Origin of the sequence: Ruminococcus sp. Marseille-P328 (genome assembly GCF_964249465.1) — a bacterium.
Taxonomy (GTDB): Bacteria; Bacillota; Clostridia; order Lachnospirales; family Lachnospiraceae; genus Blautia_A; species Blautia_A faecis.
This window is the reverse complement of sequence record NZ_CAXUBQ010000034.1, coordinates 1-26,750: the sequence shown is the minus strand read 5'-3', so window position 1 is coordinate 26,750 and position 26,750 is coordinate 1. Positions and strand designations below refer to the sequence as shown.

Sequence of the window (26,750 nt, the reverse complement as noted above, 5' to 3'; positions counted from 1 at the left end):
ACCACCCTCTTTATAGCTCTAAAGTTTTTCGGTTCCTGGCATTTTCCATTTATGCATGTCCTCCTTCCTGTTCTGCAAGAAATTTTTTTATGCCTTCCCGATCATATTCTGCCAGTTTTTCCAAATCAAAACGCACCAGCCGATAATCACAAAATCCAGAATGCCCCACTCTTTGCAGCACTTCTCCAAGCTTGTATTTTCGGATAAACGAAAGCTTATACTTGCACTCAAAATCTGAGATAAATGCTTCGTTTATTTTTATATTCTCACCTGGCAAGCTTACTGTTAAAATGTCATACAGTTCCTCTTCCTGATCTTTTTTCTTGACCATTGCGATAAAAAGCCTGTTTTTGCAACGATAAGAATCCACTTTCAAAATGAGTTCTTCTTTGCACAGACTTCCTTCGTATTCCAAAGTTTTCTGTTCCATGTTCCTCCTCCGATATGCTTATATTTTTTTGAATTATCCAGTAACTCCTTTCCTTCGTATTTGCGCCCTTTGCCTGGATTCTGGAATTTTTGGTAGAGTAGGCGGATGAAATTTTCATCCGCCCCTCATCAAACCGTGCATGAGGTTCTCCCTCACACGGCTTTCCGACATTCTTCTTTCTACAGCATTACGTCATGCTCTAGCCATTTTCTTTAATCCTTTTTCGTAAATGCTATTTCTTACAAATCCCACCTTTGACATACGATTACGTCTCTGGTGTTTCTTGTTATACCATCTTGTAAAAGTGCAAATAATGTACCAGTCTAGAGCCTGCATCCACTTTTCGTTTCTCTTGGTGGAATAATAATTCTTCCATCCTGTGATTTTCGGATTCAGATTCTTTATTAAATCCTCTTCCTTTGCAACTAGCAGACTTCGTCTGTTTACATTCCTCTTGACTTCGGCTTTCATATTCTTCATGGCTTTTCTGCTTGGGTACTGATACGTTTCCTTGTACAGTTGTCCTTTGCGTGTTTCCGTTGTCATTCTTCTGTGGTGCATTCCGAGAAAATCAAATCCCTCTTTTCCGTCCCACATGCTGACTATCTTTGTTTTCACTGGATGTAGCTTTAAATCCAGTTTTACCATGATATACTGCAATAAATTCAGTGCGTGATTTGCACTTTTCTTATTCTTGCAAATGATTACCGTATCATCTGCGTACCTTACAAGAATACCGTGAGTATGTCCATACTTTTCCCACAGTCTGTCCAGTGTGTTTAGGTAAATGTTTGCCAGTAACGGAGATATGACTGAACCTTGGCTGGTTCCCAGTTCAGAGATTGTCAGTACATTTCCGTATAATACTCCTGATACTAACCATTGTTTTATCAGCTTCAATATCCTACGGTCTGATATTCTCTGCTCTACCAGTTTCATCAACTTTCCTTGGTTTACATTGTCAAAGAACTTTTCAATGTCTGCGTCTACTACATAATAGCCCTTGTTGTTACACGCTTTCCTTACTACTTCCAGTGCTTGTTTCGCACTTCTTTTCGGTCGGAATCCATAGGAACATTCTCTAAAGTCAGCTTCGAATACTGGCTCTATTGCTATCTTTGTAGCCATTTGCACAATTCTGTCCTTGACCGTTGGTATTCCAAGAGGTCTTTCACTTCCGTCTGGTTTTGGTATCATAACTCGCTTTACCGGAGATGGTTTATACTTTCCATTCATCAGTTCTGATTTGATTTCTGATAGGTATTTTTCAATTCCCATCGCTTCAACATCCTCGATTTTGACACCATCCACACCACTGGAACCTTTGTTAGCTTTTACCCGTTTCCATGCCTCAAAGAGTACATCATCTCGATATACCTTATCGTAAAGTGCATGAAATCTTCGGCTGTCACACTTCTTGGCTGTCAGATATAGTTTGTTTTGAAGTTGTCGAACTTTTTCTTTGGAGTTATTAGTCTGCATGACATTCTCTCACTCTTACCCTCTCTACAAACATGAATGAAGTAGGGAACCTTCCCATAAACTGCGTTTTCTTGCACAGTCATTATCGGTACTATGTTCCCCTCCGACTCCCTTCCATCAGAAATACGATTTCGCCAAGCTTATACGCTTTCTCTTTACCATTTGGTGATGGGTAGGGTCTCTCCAGTTCCGAACTACACTTTTCATACATACCGTTTCCTCTATACCGAGGGATTCTTCCGTGCTGTTTTCCAGTTTCTCCACACGTTCCATGGTTTTCGCCTATTTTGCCAAGGCTCAACTTCCCTTTTCTCTCTTTCGAGACCTTTTTAACGATACGGCAGAATTCACTTTATGTTACGGTCTGCATGATTGCTCGCACCTTTTTCAAGGTTACTTTATCCACTCGCTTAGCACCCTGTATTACTACAACGCACCGAGTTTAACTACACGGCTCACTGGCGATTACCGTGACCGGACTTACACCGGCAAGTGTAGTCCAGCTTTGCTGGACACACGCAACAAAAAAAGACACCAAAAATCCATTCCAGGTTTTTGATGTCTTTCTATATTTTCCAGATCTATTGTCTCAAATGATTGCTTCTGATTCGCACCAGAACTAAATTTTCCTGCATAGAGTGCTATGCATAAACGATAATTCGATTATAGAATAGCACAATATATAGTGCGTGTCAATTATATATTTCTATATATTGTATTTTCATTTTCTCTGACAGTCTCCAGCTTCACGTATCAGGAACATCGTCTCTCCATAAACCATTTATCAAATTCATAGTATAAATGGCTCTCTTTTCCATTCACCATTATGGTGTAACAAATTCCGGTTCCACCAGCTTTTCGACTAGCACAGCGCTCCCTTGCAAGAATACGGTCCACATGATATTTTTCCCCGTCTTCCCAGATAAAGTCCACCGGGCTCATAGTTCCATCTTTGTCAAAATTGACAAGGACATCCACATATACTTTTGCATTTTCCATTTACTAATTACCTCCCATTAAAATACCCTATCGGATGAACCGTGTGGGAACTTTGTGCATCCAGACTTGCAAGAGCTTTATCCTGATACATAAAAGCTTTTTGCACACTGAAATAGCCAAACCGTCTACGGATTTCATCCACCGCCTGATCCATTTTCTCCTGTTTTTCTCGTTGTTCCTCGCTCACAAATAAGTCAAGCTGTATAGGAATATCGGATAATACCAGACTTTCTGCACGAACGCCCAGGCTTCTGATCGGATGCTGCCAGTTATAATGTTCCTGAAAGAGCTCGTTTGCAGCCTTCATAATCTCATTTGTAATGTCCGTAGGACGCTCCAGCTTTTTCTGCCGGGAAAAAGAATATAACCCATTATCCCGGATACTGATGGATACTACCTTGCATTTAAACCCATGTTTTCGAAGCCTGGCTGCAACACTTTCTGCTAACGCCATCAATACAATCTGCACATCCAGATTATTTTCCAAGTCCCTGGGAGTCGTGGTACTATTGCCAATAGATTTAACAGGTGCTTCATATCCCTGGGGTGATACTGGCGACTCATCCCATCCATTTGCAAAAGTATAAAGCACCAGACCCATTTTTCCCAATAAACGTTCCAGAAATGTAGGATCCGACAGGGCAAGCTCGCCTTTTATCAACTGGACCATTGAGACCTTGTCACTGATCAAGGCCCGTCTGCAGCGCGGGGACCGGATCACAGACGAAGTCAGCGGGGAAGTTTACACCTTGTATTCTTTCCAGCAGTTTGTGGAGAAGAATTTCTCTTCTTACATAGCAAGCCAGGTGTTTAAAGAGACTTCTAAGCCTGAGAAAATTTACTTCTCACTGAAACCATGTGAAGAAGGCTACTCTCTGGTGGCAGCTGACTCAGACAGCAATAAGACATATGCCTGGATTTCCAGCCTGAGCAAACGATTCTCACTGGTAGAAATGATCGCTACCGGAATTGTATATGTGAAAGATACTCGTACCAATACCTATCAGCCATTTATTTCCGGAAAGGGGAAATATTGTAAGTATGATAAGGAAAAGAGAATTCTGGTAGAAATCTAACCAAAATGGACACAGATCACAATGCCATTACTGGAGGTTCAGTAATAAAGACATTGCAGTCTGTGTCCATTTTTCATCAGATCCTATTGTTCAAAAATATCTTCCCGGGTAATATTTTTCGCCCACTCTCCCTTTCGGTAATGATGGAAAACCCAGGGCCATTTCACGAATTCGTCTGTACAAAGCAGAAAGTAAACCCACAACACTGGAAGCTTCAGTACAAAGGCAGCGAAGAAACCTAGCGGCACCGCATATACCCACATATCTACCGTGTCACAGATTAAGCCAAATTTCGTATCGCCCCCTGCCCGAAAGACACCTGCAATCAGCGCAGTATTTACTGCGGATCCCATAATATAGTAGGTGTTAATGAGAAGCATGTATTTCAGATAATGCATAGCGGTGTCATTCAGGGAAGCAAATTTCATCACAAAAGGAGTGATGGCAAGGACGATCAGCCCTCCAAGTGCACCGGTGATCACAGTCAGCTTCAGCATTCTGGAAGCGTATCGTCTGGATTTTTCCAGGTCTCCTTTTCCCATGATCTGCCCAAGAAGAATGGTTCCCGCACTTGCAATGGCAAAACAGAATACAGAGCCAATGTTCCGCACCACAGTAACCAGGGAATTAGCGGCCACCGCGTCAGTGCCAAGGTGTCCCAGGATTACAGAATACATGGAAAAAGCAACGCTCCAGGACAGGTCGTTTCCAAGTGCCGGAAGTGACAAACGGATAAAGTCCTGAAACAATACTTTACTGCGAAGGAACATATATGCCAGATTCAGCTTCACATTTTTACTAAAGGAAGATACAACCACACAGCCAATCAGCTGGATCAGTCTTGATGCAGCGGTGGCGATTGCAACGCCGGTTGCACCAAGCTTCGGAGCACCGAACAGGCCGAAGATAAAAACTGCATTTAGGAATATATTCAGAATAAATGCCAGCATATTCAGCGCCATACTGATGGTTACTCTTCCAATACTTCGAAGAACTGCCAGATAGATCTCCGAGATTCCCCAGCAGATATAGGTAACGCCCATAATGCGGATATAGGAGGAACCAATGGTGATCAGCTCAGGATCATTGGTAAATAGCCTCAGCATCATCTGAGGCGCAGTAAATGCAACCAGGGCAACCAACAGGGAAATCAACACAGAGAAACGAAGTGCGATTCCCTCTACTACATGAATCGCCTGAAAATCCTTTTTACCGGCATATTGGGAGCACAAAAGAGAGGCTCCGGTACCGATGCCATAATACACCATAAATAAAATATTGGAATAATTGGCTGCCAGGGATACCGCCGAAATAGCGGACTGCCCCACGTAATTCAACATGATCACATCCGCTGAATTCACAGCCGCACTGAGCAGATTCTGTATAATAATTGGAACCGCCAACCGGAAAATCTGCGGATAAAAATCATCTTTTCCAATTGAAAGTATTCTTTTCATTTTCCCTCCTTAGTAAATACCTATATTTAAATAAACTATTTGGTATTATACTGTTTTTCTGTCCCAAAAGCTATCCCTTTTCTGACAGAAAATAACAATATTTTGACATTAAAAAGGCACTGTCTGGGACAAACATGCCAGACAGTGCCTGTAAAATCTTTCTATTAAATAACTTTTAGTAAAGGATCTCCTTCTCTTACATACAATGGCAGACTGAAGTAATCAAAGGTTCCGGTATGCCACTGGTTTCCCTGTGCAGGTTCTTTGGTAAGAAGATGTACCCAGTTTCCTTCTGGAAGATAAAAATCCTGTTTTCCATCTGAGGAAAATACAGGTGCAACCAGAATGCGGTCTCCCAACATATATTGCTGATCCAGATATGCGCAGTTTCTGTCTTTTGGGTATTGCATGTGCATTGGACGCATTACGGGAAGCCCTTTTTCATGGGCAGTCTGTGCAAGGCTGTAAATATAAGGCATAAGCTTCCATTTCAGCTCGGTAAAGTATTTCAGAACCTCACAGGCCTCTTCATCATAATTCCATGGAACACGATAAGAACTGGATCCGTGTAAACGACTGTGGGAAGATAAAAGTCCGAAAGCCACCCACCTTTTGTACAGATCAGCTGAGCCATCATCCTCGAAGCCGCCAATATCGTGGCTCCAGAAGCCAAAGCCGCTGTCCATAAGGGAAAGCCCGCCCCTTAAGGTTTCGGCCATGGAAATATACTGGCTGGTTGAATCTCCGCCCCAGTGTACTGGAAATTTTTGTCCGCCTGGTGCTGCACTTCGTGCAAAAAGAACAGCTTCGCTTTCTCCTTTTTCTTTTTTCAGAAGCTCAAATACGCACTGGTTATAAAGATACGTGTAATAATTATGCATTTTTTCCGGATCAGAGCCGTCGAACCATTTTACATTGGTAGGAACACGTTCTCCGAAATCTGTTTTGAAACAATCCACTCCCACATCCAGAAGTGCTTTCAGCTTACTCTGGTACCAGCTGCATGCATCTGGATTGGTAAAGTCTACCAGTCCCATACCAGCCTGCCACATATCCCACTGCCAAACTCTTCCATTGTCTTTCATCAGAAGATAGCCCTTTTCCATGGCTTCTCCAAACAGAGGCGACTTCTGTGCAATATAGGGATTGATCCAAACACAGATTTTTAAGCCTCGCTTATGAAAACGTTCCAGCATACCTGCCGGATCCGGGAACATATCTTTATCCCAGGTGAAGTTGCACCATTCGAAGCCTTTCATCCAGAAACAGTCAAAATGGAAAACAGAAAGAGGAATATGGCGCTGTTCAAATCCATCAATAAAGCTGTTTACCGTAGCCTCGTCGTAGTTGGTGGTAAAGGATGTGGTAAGCCATAAGCCAAAGGACCACTTAGGCGGCAATGCCGGTCTTCCGGTAAGGGCTGTGTATTTTTCTATAATTTCCAAAGGGGTAGGACCATAAATAACAAAGTATTCCAGTTCCTCATCTTCTACAGAAAACTGTACGGTTTCCACCTTCTCACTACCTACCTCGAAGCTGACACGTCCCGGATGATTGACAAAGACGCCATAGCCTTTGGTCGTATAATAGAACGGAATATTCTTATAGGAAATTTCACTGGCTGTACCGCCATCCTCATTCCAGATATCCACGGTCTGGCCATTTTTTACCATAGGGGTAAACCGTTCCCCAAGGCCATAAACCAGCTCGCCAACACCTAAATTAAGTCCGGAGACCAGATAGTTCATGCCTTGTTTGTGATGCATCATTCCCGTAGTTTTGCTCTTGATACAGGTAAGCTCCCTTCCATCTCCATAAAACTTCATTTTAGGGGAACCAGTTTCAAATTCCAGGGAAAGCTTTCCTGACTTTAACGTCCATTTTTCTTTGCCGGAAGCTTTCTCACATTTACGTTCCGGACTTTTATCTAAATCACCATACAATTCAAATGATGGGCTTTTTACGTAATTTCCAGCGTGATTTACCATGTGGATTCCCAAAATGTCCTTTGCTGGTGCGGTGAAGGTATAGGTCATCATTCCAATGTTTAAGGTATCCCCGCGTCCCTGGATTTGTTTATAGGGGGCAAAAGCCAGGAGTTCGTTTTCCCGCTCTTCTACCTCATAAATGTCTCTTACATAATCAGCCTGAAATTCATCTCTCACAAGCCAGAAGCCATTGGTAAACTTCATCTTCCATTCCTCCTTTGAAAATCGGTCAGCCTTTTACGGCTCCAGCTACAACACCCTTGATAATAGATTTCTGGAAAATCAGATACAGGATCAGCGCTGGGATAATGATCAGGATCGCAGCAGACATAATGTTCTGCCATTCCATTTTGTACTGTCCCATAAAGCTGTAGGCTGCAAGCTGCAGGGTTTTGCTGCTCTTTCTTCCGCCCAGCATAAGAAGGGGAAGAAGAAAGTCATTCCAGATCCACATTACATTGATGATCGTAACCGTCGCAGTACAGGATTTCAGCATTGGAAAAATAATACGGGTAAAAAGCTGAAACTGGTTGCAGCCGTCAATAAGTGCGCTCTCTTCCAGTTCCAGGGGAATGCCCTTGGCAAAGCCCTGATACAGGAAAATACTCATTGGGGCACCAAGCCCCCAGTAAATAATGGCAAGTCCCCATATTTTCCCATTGATATGTAAAGTGGTGGCTACATTTACCAGAGTAAGCATAAAGGACTGGAACGGGATCATCATAGGCGCAATGCAGAACAGGAAACAGAAACGGCTGTAGCGTGTTTTCACACGTGCCATTTTATAGCCTCCCATGGAAGCGATCACGATAATGCCGAGAGTTCCTATTACTGTGGCGATGAGTGTATTCAAAAAAGTAGCTGGATATTTCATATCATGAAATACATTTTTTATATTGTCAAGAGTAAAAGCAGATGGAAGGCTCATAACATCTGTCATGATTTCCTGATAGCTTTTAAAGGCATTGATTCCCACCAGGAAAAGAGGGGAAAGATATAAAAGCAGAAAAAGGATCAGGAATAACTGTATCACACCGTGAAGTGCTTTGCTTTTTTTACTCATGCCTCTACCTCCTTGCCTTTAAAGAAATTAACCTGAATTACGGAGATCACCAGAACGATGATAAAAAGAATTACACTTTTGGCGCTTCCATATCCATAGCGGCTGTTGTTAAATGCAGTGTTGTAAATATCAAGTGCAATTGACGTAGTAGATGTTCCCGGACCGCCGCCTGTCAAGCTGAAGATCAATTCAAACATTTTTAAGGAATTGGCAACAGAATGGAACATGCAGAAGGAAATGGACGGCATGATCAGCGGGATAGTAATTGAGAAAAATCTGCGGACTGCTCCTGCCCCATCCAGGTCTGCGGATTCATTTAGTTCCGTTGGTACTCCCTGCATACCTGCAACGTAGATCAGGATATAAAAGCCAAGGCTCTGCCAAACAGAAACAATGATGGTGGAGAACACAGCCAGTTGGGAGTCTCCCAGCCAGCTAAGACCGAAAATTCCCCATCCGGTTATGGACATAAGTGCTTCAAATACTCTGGTACAGATAAATTTCCAGATAAATCCAATGATAACAAGGCTTATGATATTGGGAATATAAAAAGCGGCTCTGAAAAATCCTCTGCCTTTGATCTTGGATTCCAGAAGTGCGGCAAAAAAAATGGCAAGTACATTTACGATCAGTACTGTTCCAATGGCATAGATAAAGGTATATTTCAGCGCACTGACAAAGGCTGGATCATTGGTAAAAAGCCGGATATAATTTTCGAGTCCGATAAATTCCGATGTTTTTCCAATACCGTTCCATTTACGGAAGGAATAATAAATACACATAACGAAAGGAATTCCTACAAACAGCGTGATGAAGAAAACTGCAGGGGCTACATATCCTGCGAATTCCAATGCTGTTTTTCTGGCCCTTCGTTTCTGGCTGTTTGCCTGCATAAAGAAACCTCCTGTCCTTTTCGGAAAAACAGGGCTGCCGAAATTGTCAGCCGCCCTGTTTTCGTTTTTATTCACGCGATCATTTTATAATAAATTACATTGCATCGTAAGCATCAACAAATAACTGGGTAAGAACCTCTTTTGTCTCGTCGCGGTCTGCATTTCCTGCAACATAGTTCTGGAATGCGGTACCAAATGGCTCTTCTACACCTTCTGGTCCTTTAAAGATCCACCATGGACATGTTACGGAATTATCCTGTGCAGCTGCTGTTTCTGCTGCAAGCTGTGTATCAGGTGCATCTGCTCCGGTAAGTGGGGAGATATCGCCGATAACTGATGGAACCCAGCTTCTTCCATAATCAGAAGTACACATGTAGTTCAGGAAATCAAGAACCGTATCAAGATTTTCGGAATCTTTTGCTACACGGAAGGTAAGGTTGGACTCAACTGCGAGAACTGCTTTTTCGTCCATGCGGGGCATATAAACATAACCCATATCAATATCAGGGGCAATGGCGCGGATACTTGCCTCGTCCCAGGAGCCATTGTGGATCATGGCAACTTTTCCTGTTGCAAAATCGGAGCACTGAAGATCATTGGTGGACTCCATTGGCTTGTCACCGCTGTACTCCTTGATCAGATCCAGAAGATCAAGTGCAAAATCAACCTGCGGAAGCTCGCCGAATTTCAGATCTCCGTTTTTCACATCTTCAAAGAGCTTGTCATAATCGCCGTCATAGGCATCACTCATGGACGGATAAACGGTCTGTGGAAGGATCCACCACTCACCAAATCCGGAGCTGAATGGCTGAATACCTGCATCTGTCAATTTCTCACAAACGGTGCGAAGCTCGTCTAAGGTAGTTGGAAGTTCTGTGATTCCAGCCTGCTCAAATAATGCTTTGTTATAGATAAAGCCATGGGACTGAACCAGGAATGGCATTCCTGTAATATGGCCATCTTCTGTTACAGATGTAAGGGTTGTCTCGGAAAAGTTCTTCATAAACTCTTCGTCATCCAGGTTATAAATATAATCTGCATATAAAGTATTGTCGCTGTATGCACTGGAAAGAAACAGGTCCGGAACCTCACCGGAATTTAATCTGGAACGGAGTACAGTCTGGTAATCATTCTGAAGGACTTCCAGCTCAATGGATACATTTGGATGTTCTTCTGTATAATGATCGATCAGATCATGGTAAGCGTCTGTGTATTCCGGACCATTAAACATGAAATAAAGCTCTACCGGATCATCGTCTGCCATTACGGTTACAGAACCCATTGTAAGAGAACTGACTGTCATTAAACCGGCCATTAATAAAGCGATTTGTTTCTTATGCATATGCATATCCTCCTTCTTTTTGCTGCTGCCCGTTTCGCCCACGGCAGCCTGCTTTGTTTTTGATAATCTAATCATACACTATGCAATATTACAAATAAATAGAAAAAATCAAACTGTTTATGGTAAAAGTTTGATATCTATAACCTGTTCTATTGTGAATGAATACAACAAGTTGTATAATATTGCCATAATAAAAAGGAGCTTTATGTATGAAAAAGAAAATAGAAAATTTATCCATGCAGACGCAGCTGACAGTTGTGATCCTGTCTGTGATCGTTCTTGCATTTGGAATTATTTTATATAGTGGTTATTCTGGTCAGGCAAGGTCTTTTGCAGAGGAATATACTTCTTCCACACAGACTATTCTGGAGATGGATGTGGCAAATCTGGATCAATATATTCAGGGTCTGCGGATCTTTTGCGTACAGCCCTGCCTGAATGTATCTGTCTATAATTCCCTGCTGAAGAGAAAACCTCTTTCCTCTTCTGAGATCAGTGACATAAAACAGGAAATCCAGTCTTCCTATCATAGCAGAACAGATATCCGTTCTTATTCCATTACAGCAATGAATCAGGATTTATGTTTTGAGCGGAATGCAGGGGTTGGGGGACAGCATATTTTATCGACCCCTGTAAAAGATACTGAAATATCCAGACCTTATATTGCCTGTGGAAGCAATGACAAATATGAATATCTGGCGCCCCCGGATTCAGAAGATGTGTTTTTCCGGTATTATCACTACCTGATCCGCCTGAGAAACCGGGAACCAGTTAGTTTGTCTTATGTGGATGTAGATACTACACAGCTGCGGCTGCTTATGAAAAACCATCAGGATTATGGGCAGATCTTATGCCTGTATAATTCAGATGGTGAACTTTTATATTCCAGTTCTGAGGATATCCGAAATCAGGAAGAAAAAGAAAAGAAGCAGCTTTTTGGGCTTCATTCAGATGTTGAAAATGTAAATATCGGTGGAATTTCTTATCTTGCACTTCGCAGGACCAGTGAAGAGACGGGTATTGTCCTGCTTTCCCTGCTTCCTAAAAGCGCCTGGGACGACCGGGCAAGAGACTTTTTGCTTCCTCTGGTAATGCAGATTGCAGTGATCACTATCTGTCTGATCATTATTGTTACACTCATGATCCGGATGATCACAATTCCATTGAAGAGGCTGTCTTACCAGATGGGAAAAATGGGTGAAGGAGACTTTTCTCCCACAGCTTTTGGCGGAGGCTGTAAGGAAACCTGTGCATTAACAGAAAGCTATAACGACATGGCAGCCCACATTAATGAATTGATCGAGACCAACTATATTTCCAGCATCAATGAGAAAAATTCCAGGCTCCAGGCGTTGGAGGCCCAGCTGAATCCCCATTTTCTCTATAACACTCTTCAGGCGATTGCTACAGAAGCATTGCTTGCAGACTGCCAGGAAATTTATGATATGATTGTGTCTTTGTCTGCAAATCTTCGTTATACCATTAAAGGTGGAGAGCTCGTCAGCCTGCAGGAGGAACTTGATTATGTAGACCGGTATATTCTTCTACAGAAAACAAGACTAGGCGGGCGTCTGGAAGTGACGAAGAAAATTAATCCAAAGGTAAATCTGGCTGTGATTCCAAAAATCAGTATTCAAATGCTGGTGGAAAATGCCATTATACACGGAATGCCGGAGGACGGAGCTGTTCTTCACATTATCATCCGGGTATGTATGGAAAATAACCGGCTGCTCATCAGTGTATATGATGATGGAAAGGGAATTCTCCCAGAAAAAGTGAAAGAACTGAATGATATTTTTTCCGGAAAATCAGCAGATACTGGCAATTCCATCGGACTTCCCAATCTTGCAAGCCGTTTGAAAATACTTTATCAGGGAGAAGCTGGTCTGTTTCTGGAATCGCAGGGCGATCAGTTTACAGAAGTAAAAATGGAACTTCCGATCAGAAAGAGGGGAAATGAAAATGTATAAAGTACTGATTATTGACGATGAGGCACCTGCTAGAATTGCAATAAGCAGGCTTGGTCACTGGCCAGATTATCATATTACAGAGCTTTATCAGGAAACCAACGGTGCTGCAGCTTTAAAAACCATGCGGGAAATAAAGCCCCAGATTGTTTTTGTAGATATGCAGATGCCGGTTATGAATGGCATGGAATTTCTGGAAAAGGCTTCCCATGAATTTAGGGATACCTGTTTTATTGTAATCAGTGGGTATGATTATTTTGATTACGCAAAGGCAGCTTTGAAATGTGGTGCCATTGATTATCTGTTAAAACCAATTGCACGGGAAGAATTGAATGCTGCCATTGATAAAGCAGTCCAGACATTGGGAAATACTGGTACCTGTTTAGAAAAAGAAGCGCCAAAGCTTTCCCCTGATGAAGTTGTTGCCAGGATCCGGCAGGACATTGACCAGAACTATCCACAGCCCCTTAAGGTCAGCAGTTATGCGAAGAAGTACTTCTTTACCCAGGAGTATCTCACACGCCTTTTTCGCCAGCATTATGAGATGACCATTCAGGAATACCTCCTTATGGTCAGAATGACCCGGGCGAAAGAACTGCTGGAGAATCCTTCTATTAAGATCCAGGAAGTTGCTGCCCGGGTTGGATATTCCGATAATAACTATTTCAGTAAGGCATTTCGGAATTTCTTTGGAATTACGCCCACAGATTGCAGAAATAAGTGTTTCGTGAGCAGAAATACTAAATAGACCGAAAGCCCTTTCCAATGATCTCACTGCTGTTTACAATGGTAATGAAAGCGTGGGGATCAATCTGTCTTAAATGAATGCGAAGGCGGTTGGTCTCGCTTCTGGTGAGAACAGTCATCAGTACCTTCTGCTCCTGTTTGGTATAAACACCGAAGGCATTTTGCTCAGTTGCAGAACGGTGAAGATCGTTGATAATAAAGTCTTCCACCTGATCTGGGTACTTGCTGATAATGGTACAGACTTTTCGCAGGTTCAGGCTTTCAATGGCACTGTCTACAACGGTACATTTCAAGATCATTCCCAGGATACAGTAAAGTCCGGTCTGTGCACCGTAAAGGTAAGCGGCGATCAGTACGATTCCAAGATCGCTGACCAGAAGGGCGCGTCCAATCTCCAGACTGGTATATTTGTGCAGGATCATGGCTACAATATCGGTACCACCAGTGGAAGCGCCTACGTTAAATACCATGGCCGCTCCTACTGCTGGCAGGATAACCGCAAAGCACAGCTCCAGGAATACATCATGTGTCAGCGGGAAACTAAGCGGATAGATCACTTCACAGGCACTTACATAAAAAGACAGGGCAAAGGAGGAATAAATAGTCCAGCCCATAGAACGGATTCCCAGAAAGAAAAATCCGAGTACAACCAGCGCTGCGTTGACGATCCACATGAATGCGCCTACATTCCACTTCGGAAACAGGGTAGACAGGATAATGGACAAACCGGATGTACCGCCAAATGCGAAGTGGTTTGGCGTTTTGAAAATGGAAATTCCAACTGCTGTAAAAATTAATCCCAGATTCAGAATTAAAAAGAAAATCAGGTTATCTTTTGTAAAAATCTTCTTTTTCATAAGTTATTTTATCTCCTCCCTTCAGTAAAATTAGTATAGCGCAAAACATGTGTTCTGTATAGAGCGTTTTTTTCTATTTTTTATATAATGAGCTTAAAATCCCTCACTGCTTTTGATATAGAGTTTTTTCTTTATACAAACTGCACTTTTCTGCTTTTCTTTGCTGCCTCGATAAGCTCTCCCAGCCGCTTATTGCAGCTTCCAACAGGTACGCTTGTACAGATAACCCTGTCACAGCTTTCCATGGCTTTTAAAGCTTTCTGGAAGGTTTCCCCACTGATTTCCATAAAGGGTTTCTCTGTGATCACCTGATCGGCCAGCAGTCTTGCCAGGCGGTAATCCACATCATTGGTGTATAGAACACCTGCAATAAAAGGAGTATGCACCTTCTGAAGCTGCCGGAATACGGGAATACCAGTGCCGTTTCCACAGATCACAAAAGTTTTCGCTTCACCTTCCGGCTTTGGAAGTTCAATGCTCCCAAACAGCGGATCAAAAAAGCCGTTGTTGATTTCATAAAGCTCCCGGATCATATTTTCCTCGAAAATTTCCTCAGGTTTTCCAAAATGGGAAATGGTATCTCCCTTTACACAGATGATCTTATCCGCAATCTTCTGTGCAAGGTCAATTTCATGAAGAGACATGATAACAGTTATCTGCTTTTTCTTCGCCATATCCCGAAGAATAGATAAAAGATCCAGCTTATGTTTAATATCCAGGAATGAAGTAGGCTCATCCAGAATAATAATATCTGGTTCCTGGCAGATCGCGCGTGCAAGAAGCACCCTCTGGCGCTGTCCATCACTGATGTTGTTAAAATCACGGCTGCCAAGAGCTTCTGCATGTACCGCCTTCATAGCTTCTTCTACCTTTTCTTCATCTTCCCTTGTAAGAATGCCAAGCCTTCCTGTATAAGGATAACGGCCGGTTGCTACAATGTCATGGCAGGTCATCAGCTCCGGCTTCATTCTCTCAGTAAGAACTACAGCCATACGGGTAGACAGATCCCGAAAGGTAAAGGACAACAGATTCTGGTTGTCAAAATAGACCTTTCCGCCAATGATCTGCAGCTGTCTTGTAATACTTTTTAAAATAGTAGATTTTCCGGAACCGTTAGGACCAATGAGAGTTACGATCTCTCCCTTTTTTATTCCAATACAGATATCGTGGATCAGTGCCTTTCGATTGTAACCAACAGAAAGGTTGTCCATATGAAAATAATAATTGTCCATTTTAATTTCCTCTCTTCTTTCGCAACATCATGAATATAACTACTGGTGCTCCAAAGATGGAGGTAACGGTGCTGATGTTCAGCTCCAGAGGCGCGAACGCCATTCTGGCGATCAGGTCACACATCATACAGAAAACAGCACCTCCCAGGAAGGTTCCCGGAATGATGATCAGCGGTCTGGATGTACCAAAGCTTCTTTTCATTAGAAATGGAACTGCAATTCCAACAAAGGAAACAGGTCCTGCAAAAGCAGTTACTGTTGCAGACAAAATGCTGGAAAGCAGGATTAATGCAACACGGAAAAACTTAATATTCACACCCATGCTCTGCGCATAAGCTTCTCCCAGCTGATAAGCTCCAATGGGCTTTGACAACAGGAACGTAAGGAGCAGGGTGACACCTATAACTGCACAGGAAATGTAAACATTACTCCAGCTCATACCAGAGAAGCTTCCCTGTGACCATCCATGAAGATTTACAATATTTGAGTCATCTGCAAAGGTTACCACGAAGTCTGTAACTGCGGAACAGATATATCCGATCATGATTCCGGCAACCAGAAGGGTAGCCATGTGCTTGATCCTTTTGGAATTCAAAAGAATAAATCCAATGGAAATCAAGGAACCTATAAAGGCAGCGATGATCAAAGTATAAGAGGTTACATTCTGGGCGATTTCAAGATAGTAGATCATAGTAAGTGCAACTACCATTTTGGCACCGGAGGAAATTCCCAGAACAAAAGGTCCTGCAATGGGATTTTCAAAAAAGGTCTGAAGAAGAAAACCAGATAAAGATAATGCACCTCCAAGGATGGCTGCCATCAGGATCCTGGGAAGACGGATCTTCCAGATGATGCTGTATTCCTTGGTGTCAGTGGCTTTTTTCAAAAGGATATTTACGATCTCAGACAGGGAAATATGAACATTTCCTGTATTGATATTCAAAACTGTGATCAGGCCAAACGCCAGGATCAACAGAACAAAAACCAATGTATAGCGAGATCTTCTCTTAAAGTTCTCCATGTGGAAACTGGTTCCATCGGATTGTCTGTTCATTCTAATTATACTCCTCATATAATCAAGTGTTTTTTATTGAAAATTCAAGGTTTTTCAACCTTTCATATCTCAGTGAATAAGCCACAGCTATGAGCATTTCGATGTATCAGGTACTGAAATAGCGGTTGAATGGTATACGAAATAAAACGTCATTGATTTTCGCTTTACTGGCCTTGTGTATACCCTTCCCTCTATGGCAGCTAACCTCCTATATCCACCAGGATCATCTCTGTCTCCAGAGGTCCTAACTTGTCGGGTAGAAACACCTATTACTAGGTATATCCCCCACAGATCCGTACGTGCCCAATTCAGGCATACGGCTCTTCACGACACTTATGCCTCAGATTATCCATATAGGCTCACATAAATACGTGGTCTTACTATAGGATGCTCCTTCAAAAACTGATTGAATCCATCCCATGTATAACTTTTCCTCTGACTACGCCTATTCATCCAAAAATAAAGAATCTGAATAACTCTCTTACGGAAGTTATCCATCATTTGATAGTTATCACTTATTCCATAATAATGGTAATACCCGATTAAAATCTGATTTACTTTTGCAAGAATATATTTCTTCTTTTCAAATCTCATGTCGCGTATAGTGATATTCATCTGTTTACATTTCTTCCGATATTTCTTATTGGCAGTTTTATGTTTTACTCTGAAATTACCGTTTCGGCTTTTGGAACAATAATGAGTGAATCCTAGGAAGTCAAATGTTTCTGGTTTGTTCCCCTGTCTTTTAAGGTTATCAGCAGCGAATCGACCAAAATAAATTAATCGAGTCTTTGATTCCTCTAAGGACAGTCCGAAGTGATTCATCCTTCTCTTAAGATGTTCATAAAAGAGTTCTGCGTCATTCTTATATTGAAAGCAGCACACAAAATCATCCGCATAGACAACTATGTCTGCATATCCTTTTAGCAGTGGTCTTATTTTCTCATTAAACCACCATACAAGAACATAATGCATATATATGTTCGCAATTATTGGTGAACATACGCTTCCCTGTCCGGCACCGAATTCGTTAACATAAAATTCTCCATTCTTAAGAATACCTGCTTTGAGCATCTTTTCTACCAGTCGGAGCACACTGTTATCTGTAATTCGTGATGAAATAAATTTCATTATCCAGTCATGATTCAAATTATCAAAGAAGCCTTTTATATCGGCATCCAGTATATAATTCGTCTTATGTCCTTCAATCATGTCATTTAGTTTTCTTATAGCTCCATGGCAGTTGCGGTTTGGTCTGAAGCCGCACATATTGCTGTAGAAATGGGGCTCAAAGACCGATTCCAAAACTTTCCTAAGTGCTTCCTGAACCAGTTTATCTTCATATGAATAGATACTAAGAGGTCTGGTTTTACCATTCTCTTTTGGTATTTCCACTTTACGTGCTGGTTTAGGTCGATAACTTTTATTCTTAAGCTTCTCCACTAGCTGTTTTAGATTGTTATCAAGATTTGAGTTATATTCTTCTTTTGAAATGCCATCAATCCCGACCGCTTTTCTGCCATCCATTTTGTAGTGGCATTCTTTAAGCATCTCAATGTTAATCAAATGCCCAATAGAATTAAATTTCATTTCTGGATGTTGTTTTGATAATTCTGAGATTCTCTCAAGTTTTGTTGTCATTATTTGTCCTACCTCTGAGTGTAGATAATGTTTCCCTTTTGATATGATGTCGTGTGGCTGGATATATGTTATCCGTTCTCGACTTCCCTCCAGTGGCATTACCCACCTTCATTAGTACTATTCGGCCATCCGACTACCTATACTCCATTTGATTTCCTTTTCTCATTCGTACGTCATACCTGTTAACACAGGAAAGTATAGGTTCTCCCCAGGTAACATACAGACATTGTAAAACATGGCTGGCTCTCAGACTCCGCCGTAGCATATGCTTCCTAACCCAAACAGAAACATACGTATTGTCTTCCGCCCGAAAGAAAACGTCGACCTACGGGTTACGTAGATTTCGGAGCTCAATCACTTTCAGCCCTATTTCCTAACTGTTTACACTTAGAATACATCGTTACCTCTGTATCCCCAAAACTCGCTACCAGTGGTGCGGCTACACCTTACTGGATGAGATTTCCACTCATTAATCTGTATGCCCTTCTGGGCGTACCCTTCGTCCTGCCTGCCCATAACCAGGGTGTCAGCTATGCTCCATTACAGGGTCATGCCCTATGGTAAAAATTCCTGCCGACTACTGGCTCATTCTTTGTTTTTCTGATTACTGACTTGCTTCCTGTTCCAGCACTGTGTTCAGTGGACGTTATCTGTTACATTCTGCTTGATTCAGTGGCTGCCCACGTGACAGCCTCCACTATAGTTACTTGTCTTTCTTACGCAGTCTGTAGATAAACTGCTGGTCTCTTGATGTCATTTACCATCTTTTTCGGATCATAATTCACACCTTTAGTCAGCATGACATAAAAGACTCGTATCAGCTTGGCTGCAATCGCCATAAGTGACTGCATTTTTTTCAAGGGATTCAGCCTCCTGGTTGTATAATAATTATGGAGTTCCCTGAACTCCGGGTTCTTCGCTACAAGCGACATTGCAACCTCAAAGAGCAGGTATCTGAGTCTCTTTCGACCTCGTCTGCTTATTGTTGTCTCGCCCTTGTGCTTTCCCGAACTATTTTCAACCAATGCCAATCCTGCAAGCTTCTGCAGTTCCTTCGGATTATTAAAGCGGCTAATATCACCTACTTCTGCAAGGAACCCTGACACTGTCCTGATTCCCACACCTTTGATCTCCAACAGCTTTTCAGCCATCGGAATCTGTTTTATCAACCCTTCAATCAGAGTCATAACTTCCTGAAGACGTATGTTTCTGGATTCATAGTCCTCCAGAAGCATTCGGATTTCCATTCTTGCAGCTACTGCTCCTTCTTTGCTTCCGACACTGTGCTTTGCAGCTTCTATCAGGGTCTTCGCCCTCGCTTTTCCAACTGCTCTTAACTTCGCATCACGCCAGATCTGGTTCACTCCATTGATACCTAACGTCAGGATATCTTCAGGGAGTGGTGCTGCTTTAAGGATGAGTATTCCGCTCTTGGCATCCGGCTTTCCGTATACCGTCTTATATTCAGGAAAATATATATTGAACCAACGACTGATCCTGTTTTGAATTCTTGTAAGTTCCGCTTGTAACTGGAATCTTATGTTTGATACTGTTCTAAGATCAGCGTAAACACCATCCGGAAGGTATGGGATCATGTAACGTCCCTCTCTAACTAATCCTGCTATAACTTTCGGATCCTTACGGTCATTTTTAGTTGGATTATTGTCGTCGAGTTCTTTTGATTTTTTCACATGGTGAGGATTTACAAGAACCGGTTTCATTTCATTATCCTGTAGAAACTTTCCAAGATTGAACCAGTAGTGTCCGGTCGGTTCCATACCTGGAACCACCTTATCCTTCTCATGTCTTTCTTTGAGGTCCAGGATCCATTCCTTAAATGTCACAAATCCAGCCTCTGTGTTGCTAAACTTAAATGGCTTCTTCGAATACTCGATTCCTCTGTAATCAAAAGCTCTGGCATAGTGCGTTTCACTTCCGACATCAATTCCGAGCACCAAAGTTTTTTCTGTAATAGCTTCAATTTTTGCGTTCTGTGTGTTAGACTTCATTGTAAATACCTCTCTGTATAATAAGATTTTTACTAACCTGCCAGTCAGTAGTCTTATTGTACTCTGAGGTATTTTTAATTTTCAACATCCACGTTTTTTATTATACAGGAAGCTCCATATACGAAATTCTTCTATTAGTTGTCCTATAATATTTTCCTTCATACTCAATCACTTCTTCCAATTCCCCTGGCAGTGTATCTAAAATTTCTACTCCAGAATTGAATTCACAGTTTTCTGTTTTCATCTGCTTATTACCGGTACCAACTGAAATAATCATTTGTTTTTTCTCCCTTCAAAACCAAATGTAAAATTACTATACGCCTTGTATGCGTCTCTGCAATTTCACTATAGTGATTTTGGAAAATCTGTGTCAATAGGATTTCTGAAATAGTTATTTTTCTTCATAATCTTTGCATATCAGTTTTAATATGCGCTCGCTTTCCCCTTCATAGCCCCATAATATGCTTCCAACAGCTTCAAAAGCCTGTTCTCTCCAACGGAAGTATGTAGTTCTATGGATTCTGGTATATTGCGGAAAATGAGGCTCCAATTTATCTAATATTTCTTCTACATTTTCCAGTTTTGTTGAGGATAGATAGCTGTAATAGAGCACCCAATAGTATCGCTCGCCTTGCGGATGATACCTTCGCATAAGATCGACTGCTTCATCAATTAAACGTAGATACTGGTTTGATCGGCTGATTGCCTCTACCCGTTCTTTCTCGGATGCTAAATCTCTTTCCACATCCATTCCAGCCTGATAAATGGTGTCTAAGAATTCATCCACATCTGTGCCATACTCCATATGGAATCTTCTTTTTACCTGGCTGATTTTAATTTGCATTTGCCAGTTTACCACCCGGTATATCTTAAATAACTTTATTACATCATGATATGCGGTATTATCTTCCCCCTTATACTCCTTTGAAATTACTCCTGATCTTCCCCTTGCCACAGCTTTGTCTCATCCTTTCTTTTTTCATTTAGTTTTCTAAATGCCTCATCCATCTCATCGTCCATTTTTTCAGCTCTAACAAGGCAGCAATACATTAGTACAATAACCACTGCCAGCAAGGCCAAGAAAAAGAGCCAAAAATGCCACATTTTCGCTTCCTCCGTTTCTGAATTATAGAGTGGTACTATACTCTCCTATTATAAATAATGGAAAAAATTGTCGAAATGTGTAAAAAAATAAAAAAAATTGGGATTTATTTAAGATTTTTTCAATAGAAAAAGAAATTATTATAAGACACTATTGAGATTTCAATTTTATCACAAAAGTTTACTGCGCCATATAAATATAATCACAACAAAGCCAATGCTAAACTTATATCAACATTGCCGAATAGATTTATTTTTCATTTTGCGCAAAAATACGATAAACTATACCATTTACGCAATGCTCATTTTATATATCAGCATAAGATATCCTTGATTTTACTAATATTTCAAGCACTGCAAAGTAAACTTCGGTGAAGTCAGTACATACTCAGTTGCTTTGCAACTTATTTGTGAATAGCCTTTCATGTTCAGAGCAATTCTATCAGACAAAGAAATCCTTCATAAACGCATTCTCTTCACTAAAATTTTGAATCAGCACACTTGACAGATTTTCTAACAAATGCAATGGCTCCTTTTTTTTGTTTAATTCCGGATTTAATCTTTCAATTAAATATGCTTCCATTTCGCTCAAATACCTTTCAGCTCTACTATAAGGCGAAATAAATTCAAGTGGCACATATTCCTTGTCATCACTTAGAAACATAACCGTTCCAAAATATACTCGCTTATTGTAACCATTATAAATGGGATTATGTAATTTTAATGCTGCCAAATGACCATTAGAAAATCGACTTTTTTTAGAATCCGTCTTTCCTATATATACCAGTTTTTCTTCATGTTCATTATAAATAGTAATAAAATAAATATTATAGCAGCCAAATGGAGGTTCACCTATTTCTTGTAACACCCACCACTTTTCTTCCCTATCTAAATCATATCCGTTTTCTTCATCGATACCTGTTAATAAACAGACTTGCTCTATATATTCATGATGTTCATTCCAAGACTTTTTTAAATAACCCGTATCTATAGTATTCGCTTTATACAATTCCACTGCAATATCCAAAGAAATCCAAGCTCCATATTCTAAATTGGGCAATGCATTTGAAAAAAAATTATTTGGTGTTATACTTTCATTTCCTTTTATCCATGGTTTCAGCGGTTGATTTTTCATATTTTCTAATTCCTGTTATCTCACAATTTTTACTCTACTAATATTATATATCTTCCAACTTATTTCAGCAATCCATTTTTAAACCATGGATATATTTCCTAAAATAAAATTGTGTATTCTCTTTCCTCTTTAGTATGCTTAGATTTTCTGTTATAATAAATACACCGAATTATTCCTTCGCATGACCTAATTTTAAAGGCCTTAAATTCAAAAATAGGAGGTGTTTATAAGTAGAGGATAAACGGAATATTCAAAAAAGAGGTGATTATTATTTCAGTGAGTATAAAAAAACCGGATGGCATACAAATAGAATTAGATTCGACCAAGATTGTTGATGCCATCAGCAAATCAATCATTCGTGAAGAAGAAAAGAAGAATGAGAAAAAGTTGCGTAATTTTACAATATTAGCTACTGGAAATGTACGGGCTAGTCGGTATATAAAAGAGCCCAAAATAAACATGTCGAAACTATTCTCTGGTATTTTCACCAGTATATGTTTCTGCAATTTTTTACAAGATTACAATGAGCGCAATATTTCTGTTACCTACATTCCAACGACAGATTACGAAAAAACAATAGTAGTTACGGCAGATTTTGTTGATACTACTATATTCGGTATGCCTGTTACAGTAAAACGTTCAACACAATTTGGTTTATTCTATGATTATTTTCAATATGATTTGAACATAGAGGAACTCTACCACGAATACGAAAGACTACTGCAGCGCAGAAAAGAACTGCGTGAATTAAGAAAATTGAAAATAAAACGTGTCAGTGAGATGATACGAGCTGCATGGTTGAACAGAAATACAAATGTAGGGAGAAGTAATACGGGCAGTGTAACTGATTCGATGCTTCTTTCACTTCCTACTCCTCCGACTTCTACTGCTATTTTTAGCAGTCTGGAGTCCGGGGGTGTTGTGAGTGTTATCGGATGATGAGCTGAAAAGATACCGTGAACTACTTAACGCCCAGAATGATAGTACATATTTCAAAAAAGAAATCGGTGCTAATCTAAAAAATGCGAGGGCTAACACCCCGCTAACCCAAGAAGATGTCGCTGAAATCTTTGACTGCGATCCAAGAAAAATTCAGCGTTATGAAAATGGAGAAGTCATGTGTTCATTAACACAGCTTATTAGCTTCTGTAAGGTTTACAAATGTACGTTGGAAGATTTGATGCCAGCAGAGACTATTTCTTATGTAAGCAGTTTAGCTGGAATGGACACAGAAATGCTGAAATCAATGATGAATGTTTTTAGAAAAACTGTTGGGCTAAAAACTGCGTAAGTAATTACCTATAGTCAGTGGTTGTGCCATTCATGGTATTATCTTCCAAGAGACAAATATTCACTTTCTGTATCCTTACGATATCTTGAGGTACTGTGATTTAAACTGAAAATATATAAGTAACCATACTATGCACAAGCTTAACAAAGAGAAAGAAATCACCCCAAAAGCAAAATCATATTAAGAAAAACTGAAAATATTTTTGAAAAATCGGACATGCCGTGTCCTAGGTAAACAGATAACTACTTCACGGTATGTCTGTTTTTTATTATTTTGGAGCTTGTTAAGCGATGAAATACCCGAAAAAAGCAGGTAAAGAATGAAAATTTAATTACCATGCCATGTCCTGTTAAGGCACATAATTTTGAATTATTATAAGCTTGCCTCAAGGGAACAAGGACATGAGATATCACAATGCCACACACTCTCTAAAAGATGCATTATAACATGCCCTGCCTTGAAGACTAATAATATCTCAAAGTCGGATGCATACGACAGTGGAAGTTTATAACAATTCAGCACTTAGACAGTAAATTACATGATAACAGCAAGTCTGATGAGCGGATTGTGTAGACACCCCTTGTCTGTGTGTTTTTTTCTTATCCAGACTAAAAATCTAAGCCAATGGGTGTCCAATCATAACGACCGCTGTGTATGCGTCCCAGAAAGGACACGAAAATGGATAATAACATAACTATTCAGAACACCATATCAATTGGCATTGAAATCCCCCCTGAAACGTTTATAAATGAAAAAACGATAAACGTTCAAAACTTGATTATTGAATCTAGTAGCACCAATAATGGCACAATTTGTATTCCTGATAATGTTTCTAATAATATTGTTGTTCCAAGTAAAAAGAAAAAAATTTTTATTGTTCATGGGCACGATAATGAAGTAAAGCTTGAAGTTGCCCGCTTCATAGAAAAAATTGGACTTGAGCCTATAATTTTGCACGAACAAGTAAACAGTGGAATGACAGTTATAGAGAAAATTGAAAAATACTCAGATGTAGAATTTGGAATTGTTTTATATACCCCTTGCGACTTGGGATATGTAAAAGGGAAGAAGAAAGAAAAAAAGGCCAGGGCAAGACAAAATGTTGTATTTGAACATGGTTACTTAATTGGTAAATTAGGTAGAAATAATGTGTGTGCATTAGTCAAAGGTGATATTGAATTACCAAATGATATTTCTGGCATTGTTTATATTCAATTAGATAGTAATGGCAGCTGGAAAATTCCTTTAGCAAAAGAACTAAAGCTATGTATTTAAAACCTCTCAAAAGAAGGAATTTGTCCATGGCCATGATATTACCGTTTATAATTATGGAGCGGATCACCAGGAATGTCTTGCCCATGTGCTGCGTTACCTAAAGGACAGTATAGATAATGAGCTTGACCGCACTTGGAACAAAGAGATGCGTTCGCTGTTACAGGATATGATTCATTTCTGCAACGGATGCCAGCCATTTCTGGAACCAGAGCCGGTAAAGATCTCTGAATTAGAAAAAAGGTACCGGGAGGTACTGGAAACAGTCAGAACGGAATATGGAAACGTTCCAGCAAACAAGTATTACAGGGATGGGTATAACTTATTTCTGAGAATGGAGAAATATATGCAGAACAATCTGATGTTCCTGCATGATTCCCGTGTACCTGCCACTAATAATGAAGCCGAAAGGCGTCTAAGAAGCTATAAGCGGAAACAGGCGCAGGCTGTAACATTCAGGAGTTTCGAAAGTATCGATTATCTCTGTCAATGCATGAGCATGTTTGTTTTGATGCGGCTGGAAGAACCAGCGAATAATTGGACAGAGTGTCCGGGATATTCAGATAAGAAAACTGATGGCTTTGACAATTATTAGTCTGCACCTTCGTTTTTCTCAAGTCCAGCTAACTTCTGAGCAGTAACTGACCGATATTTTTTGACATAATTAGAGTTTAAGCTTTATTGTAAATCCGCTTCCATTATGATAATATAATATTAGAAAATATAACTTTGAAAAAGATCCAGTTACTTAACTTGAAAGAAGGTGCCGAAATAAACTTTTCAGCCAATACTCAAAATCATACAAATGAGGAATCTGATCACTATATGAAACAAACTGTAAAAGCCAGTGTTTTTGAAGATTTATTTTCAAATAAGGAATATCTGCTGCAACTTTACCAGGCTTTGCATCCTGAAGATACTACCGTCTTGGAATCAGATCTGGAATATGTCACTCTCCAACAGGTAATGGCCAATAACCCATATAATGATCTTGGATTTAAAGTTGGTTCCCGCTTAATGATTCTCGTAGAAGCACAGTCAACCTGGACAGAAAATATTATTGTCAGATGTATTATGTATCTGGCTCAGACCTGGAAAGATTATTTTATTTCTTCCAAACAAAGCGTTTACGCTTCGACGAAATTGGAATTTCCAGAACCAGAATTATATGTTCTATATACTGGTTCCAAAACAATTAGCAAAACCGAAATTTCTCTTTCTGAAGAATTTTTTTGCTGGAAAACCAATTGCAATTGATGCAAAGGTAAAGGTTCTAATAACCGGTAAAAACAACGATATTATTACCCAATACGTTTTATTTACCAAGGTCATTGATGAACAAAGAAACCTGTATAAAAATAATACGCAAACAGCTATTACAGAAACTATTCGTATTTGTAAGGATAAAAATATTTTAAAAGAATATCTTGAAAATCACGAAAAGGAGGTCATTGATATTATGGTAACCTTATATAGTCAGGAAGAAGTTTTACGTGATTATGTTACAAGTGAAAAATTTACCTCAGAGGTAAAAGGCATCGTCGAACTTTCACAGGAACTTGGCCGTTCTTTCGCAGACACAGTTTCCTATGTTGCAAAAAAATGCAACGTTTCCAAAGACATTGCGGAACGGAAAGTGAGAGTATGAAACTTTTTCTGTAAAATAATGTTTAGAAGGTTCTTCTATGATACAATAAATATCATTAGGAGGGCC

Annotated in this window: 27 protein-coding genes; 9 read left to right on the top strand and 18 right to left on the bottom strand. The window is 40.3% G+C overall.

Annotated elements, in window-relative coordinates; translation table 11 throughout:
• Positions 1-49: 49 nt before the first annotated feature.
• From ACESTK_RS18440 to ACESTK_RS18425, 4 genes are all read right to left on the bottom strand, one after another.
• The gene (locus tag ACESTK_RS18440; RefSeq protein ID WP_373120430.1) at positions 50-430 is read right to left on the bottom strand and encodes a DUF4313 domain-containing protein; all 381 of its coding nucleotides are present in this window, start codon (positions 428-430) and stop codon (positions 50-52) included.
• A gap of 192 nt (positions 431-622) precedes the next feature.
• Positions 623-1,912 carry a group II intron reverse transcriptase/maturase gene (gene ltrA, locus ACESTK_RS18435; RefSeq protein ID WP_373120429.1) on the bottom strand — a complete coding sequence of 430 codons (1,290 nt, stop codon included), beginning with the start codon at positions 1,910-1,912 and terminating at the stop codon, positions 623-625.
• A gap of 753 nt (positions 1,913-2,665) precedes the next feature.
• A complete protein-coding gene (locus ACESTK_RS18430) occupies positions 2,666-2,911 on the bottom strand; it encodes a hypothetical protein (protein ID WP_118580277.1) in 246 nt (81 codons plus the stop codon).
• A 7-nt stretch (positions 2,912-2,918) separates the two neighbouring features.
• The gene (locus tag ACESTK_RS18425; RefSeq protein ID WP_118580337.1) at positions 2,919-3,581 is read right to left on the bottom strand and encodes a hypothetical protein; all 663 of its coding nucleotides are present in this window, start codon (positions 3,579-3,581) and stop codon (positions 2,919-2,921) included.
• Positions 3,582-3,588: 7 nt separating this feature from the next.
• Between ACESTK_RS18425 and ACESTK_RS18420 the strand changes: the two genes are divergently transcribed.
• Positions 3,589-3,987, top strand: coding sequence for a hypothetical protein (locus ACESTK_RS18420; RefSeq protein ID WP_373120427.1), 399 nt, complete (start codon positions 3,589-3,591; stop codon positions 3,985-3,987).
• Positions 3,988-4,070: 83 nt separating this feature from the next.
• On the opposite strand, the gene ACESTK_RS18415 is transcribed toward ACESTK_RS18420, so the two are convergent.
• The 5 genes from ACESTK_RS18415 to ACESTK_RS18395 form a co-directional block, all read right to left on the bottom strand.
• A complete protein-coding gene (locus ACESTK_RS18415; protein WP_118580280.1) occupies positions 4,071-5,444 on the bottom strand; it encodes an MATE family efflux transporter in 1,374 nt (457 codons plus the stop codon).
• Between the two features lie 164 nt (positions 5,445-5,608).
• Positions 5,609-7,636, bottom strand: coding sequence for an alpha-xylosidase (gene yicI, locus ACESTK_RS18410; protein WP_373120426.1), 2,028 nt, complete (start codon positions 7,634-7,636; stop codon positions 5,609-5,611).
• A gap of 25 nt (positions 7,637-7,661) precedes the next feature.
• Positions 7,662-8,495, bottom strand: coding sequence for a carbohydrate ABC transporter permease (locus tag ACESTK_RS18405; protein ID WP_118580283.1), 834 nt, complete (start codon positions 8,493-8,495; stop codon positions 7,662-7,664).
• Positions 8,492-9,388, bottom strand: coding sequence for a carbohydrate ABC transporter permease (locus tag ACESTK_RS18400; RefSeq protein WP_118580286.1), 897 nt, complete (start codon positions 9,386-9,388; stop codon positions 8,492-8,494). Before ACESTK_RS18400 ends, ACESTK_RS18405 begins: the two co-directional genes overlap by 4 nt.
• Before the next feature lie 94 nt (positions 9,389-9,482).
• The gene (locus ACESTK_RS18395) at positions 9,483-10,730 is read right to left on the bottom strand and encodes an ABC transporter substrate-binding protein (RefSeq protein ID WP_173717309.1); all 1,248 of its coding nucleotides are present in this window, start codon (positions 10,728-10,730) and stop codon (positions 9,483-9,485) included.
• A gap of 209 nt (positions 10,731-10,939) precedes the next feature.
• On the opposite strand from ACESTK_RS18395, the gene ACESTK_RS18390 reads away from it, so the two are divergent.
• Together ACESTK_RS18390 and ACESTK_RS18385 are read left to right on the top strand one after the other, a co-directional pair.
• A complete protein-coding gene (locus ACESTK_RS18390; RefSeq protein ID WP_226854552.1) occupies positions 10,940-12,700 on the top strand; it encodes a sensor histidine kinase in 1,761 nt (586 codons plus the stop codon).
• Entirely contained in the window at positions 12,687-13,445 is a 759-nt protein-coding gene (locus tag ACESTK_RS18385; RefSeq protein ID WP_373120423.1) for a helix-turn-helix domain-containing protein, read from the top strand. The genes ACESTK_RS18390 and ACESTK_RS18385 overlap by 14 nt, the downstream gene beginning before the upstream one ends.
• Here the strand turns inward: ACESTK_RS18385 and ACESTK_RS18380 are convergent.
• The 9 genes from ACESTK_RS18380 to ACESTK_RS18340 all read right to left on the bottom strand — a co-directional run bounded on the left by ACESTK_RS18380 (position 13,438) and on the right by ACESTK_RS18340 (position 22,473).
• On the bottom strand, positions 13,438-14,301 hold the full coding sequence (locus ACESTK_RS18380) for a YitT family protein (RefSeq protein ID WP_148462085.1): 864 nt from the start codon (positions 14,299-14,301) through the stop codon (positions 13,438-13,440). The two genes, ACESTK_RS18385 and ACESTK_RS18380, sit on opposite strands and share 8 nt — an antisense overlap.
• Positions 14,302-14,432: 131 nt before the next feature.
• Positions 14,433-15,533: an ABC transporter ATP-binding protein gene (locus ACESTK_RS18375; RefSeq protein WP_118580298.1), complete on the bottom strand. Its 1,101-nt coding sequence runs from the start codon at positions 15,531-15,533 to the stop codon at positions 14,433-14,435.
• Position 15,534: 1 nt separating this feature from the next.
• Positions 15,535-16,587, bottom strand: a complete 1,053-nt coding sequence (locus ACESTK_RS18370; RefSeq protein ID WP_373120422.1) for a FecCD family ABC transporter permease — start codon at positions 16,585-16,587, stop codon at positions 15,535-15,537.
• Between the two features lie 345 nt (positions 16,588-16,932).
• Positions 16,933-18,228, bottom strand: a complete 1,296-nt coding sequence (ltrA, locus tag ACESTK_RS18365; RefSeq protein WP_118580340.1) for a group II intron reverse transcriptase/maturase — start codon at positions 18,226-18,228, stop codon at positions 16,933-16,935.
• A gap of 716 nt (positions 18,229-18,944) precedes the next feature.
• Positions 18,945-20,237 carry an IS110 family transposase gene (locus ACESTK_RS18360; protein ID WP_173717311.1) on the bottom strand — a complete coding sequence of 431 codons (1,293 nt, stop codon included), beginning with the start codon at positions 20,235-20,237 and terminating at the stop codon, positions 18,945-18,947.
• 100 nt (positions 20,238-20,337) lie between these two features.
• Positions 20,338-20,514 carry a hypothetical protein gene (locus ACESTK_RS18355; protein ID WP_173717308.1) on the bottom strand — a complete coding sequence of 59 codons (177 nt, stop codon included), beginning with the start codon at positions 20,512-20,514 and terminating at the stop codon, positions 20,338-20,340.
• A gap of 114 nt (positions 20,515-20,628) precedes the next feature.
• Positions 20,629-21,081 carry a hypothetical protein gene (locus ACESTK_RS18350; RefSeq protein ID WP_233456117.1) on the bottom strand — a complete coding sequence of 151 codons (453 nt, stop codon included), beginning with the start codon at positions 21,079-21,081 and terminating at the stop codon, positions 20,629-20,631.
• An 86-nt stretch (positions 21,082-21,167) separates the two neighbouring features.
• Entirely contained in the window at positions 21,168-21,341 is a 174-nt protein-coding gene (locus tag ACESTK_RS18345) for a hypothetical protein (protein WP_173736148.1), read from the bottom strand.
• 439 nt (positions 21,342-21,780) lie between these two features.
• Complete coding sequence (locus ACESTK_RS18340; protein ID WP_117854346.1) at positions 21,781-22,473, bottom strand: hypothetical protein; 693 nt, start codon at positions 22,471-22,473, stop codon at positions 21,781-21,783.
• A gap of 276 nt (positions 22,474-22,749) precedes the next feature.
• On the opposite strand from ACESTK_RS18340, the gene ACESTK_RS18335 reads away from it, so the two are divergent.
• The 6 genes from ACESTK_RS18335 (at position 22,750) to ACESTK_RS18310 (ending at position 26,684) form a co-directional block, all read left to right on the top strand.
• A complete protein-coding gene (locus ACESTK_RS18335; RefSeq protein ID WP_148462083.1) occupies positions 22,750-23,412 on the top strand; it encodes a hypothetical protein in 663 nt (220 codons plus the stop codon).
• A complete protein-coding gene (locus ACESTK_RS18330) occupies positions 23,399-23,764 on the top strand; it encodes a helix-turn-helix domain-containing protein (RefSeq protein WP_226854553.1) in 366 nt (121 codons plus the stop codon). Before ACESTK_RS18335 ends, ACESTK_RS18330 begins: the two co-directional genes overlap by 14 nt.
• Before the next feature lie 678 nt (positions 23,765-24,442).
• A complete protein-coding gene (locus ACESTK_RS18325; RefSeq protein ID WP_226815536.1) occupies positions 24,443-25,039 on the top strand; it encodes a TIR domain-containing protein in 597 nt (198 codons plus the stop codon).
• Between the two features lie 85 nt (positions 25,040-25,124).
• Positions 25,125-25,631, top strand: a complete 507-nt coding sequence (locus ACESTK_RS18320) for a transposase (protein ID WP_237963662.1) — start codon at positions 25,125-25,127, stop codon at positions 25,629-25,631.
• A 230-nt stretch (positions 25,632-25,861) separates the two neighbouring features.
• Positions 25,862-26,293: a hypothetical protein gene (locus ACESTK_RS18315; RefSeq protein ID WP_373120421.1), complete on the top strand. Its 432-nt coding sequence runs from the start codon at positions 25,862-25,864 to the stop codon at positions 26,291-26,293.
• On the top strand, positions 26,205-26,684 hold the full coding sequence (locus ACESTK_RS18310; protein ID WP_373120420.1) for a hypothetical protein: 480 nt from the start codon (positions 26,205-26,207) through the stop codon (positions 26,682-26,684). The genes ACESTK_RS18315 and ACESTK_RS18310 overlap by 89 nt, the downstream gene beginning before the upstream one ends.
• Positions 26,685-26,750 lie beyond the last annotated feature (66 nt).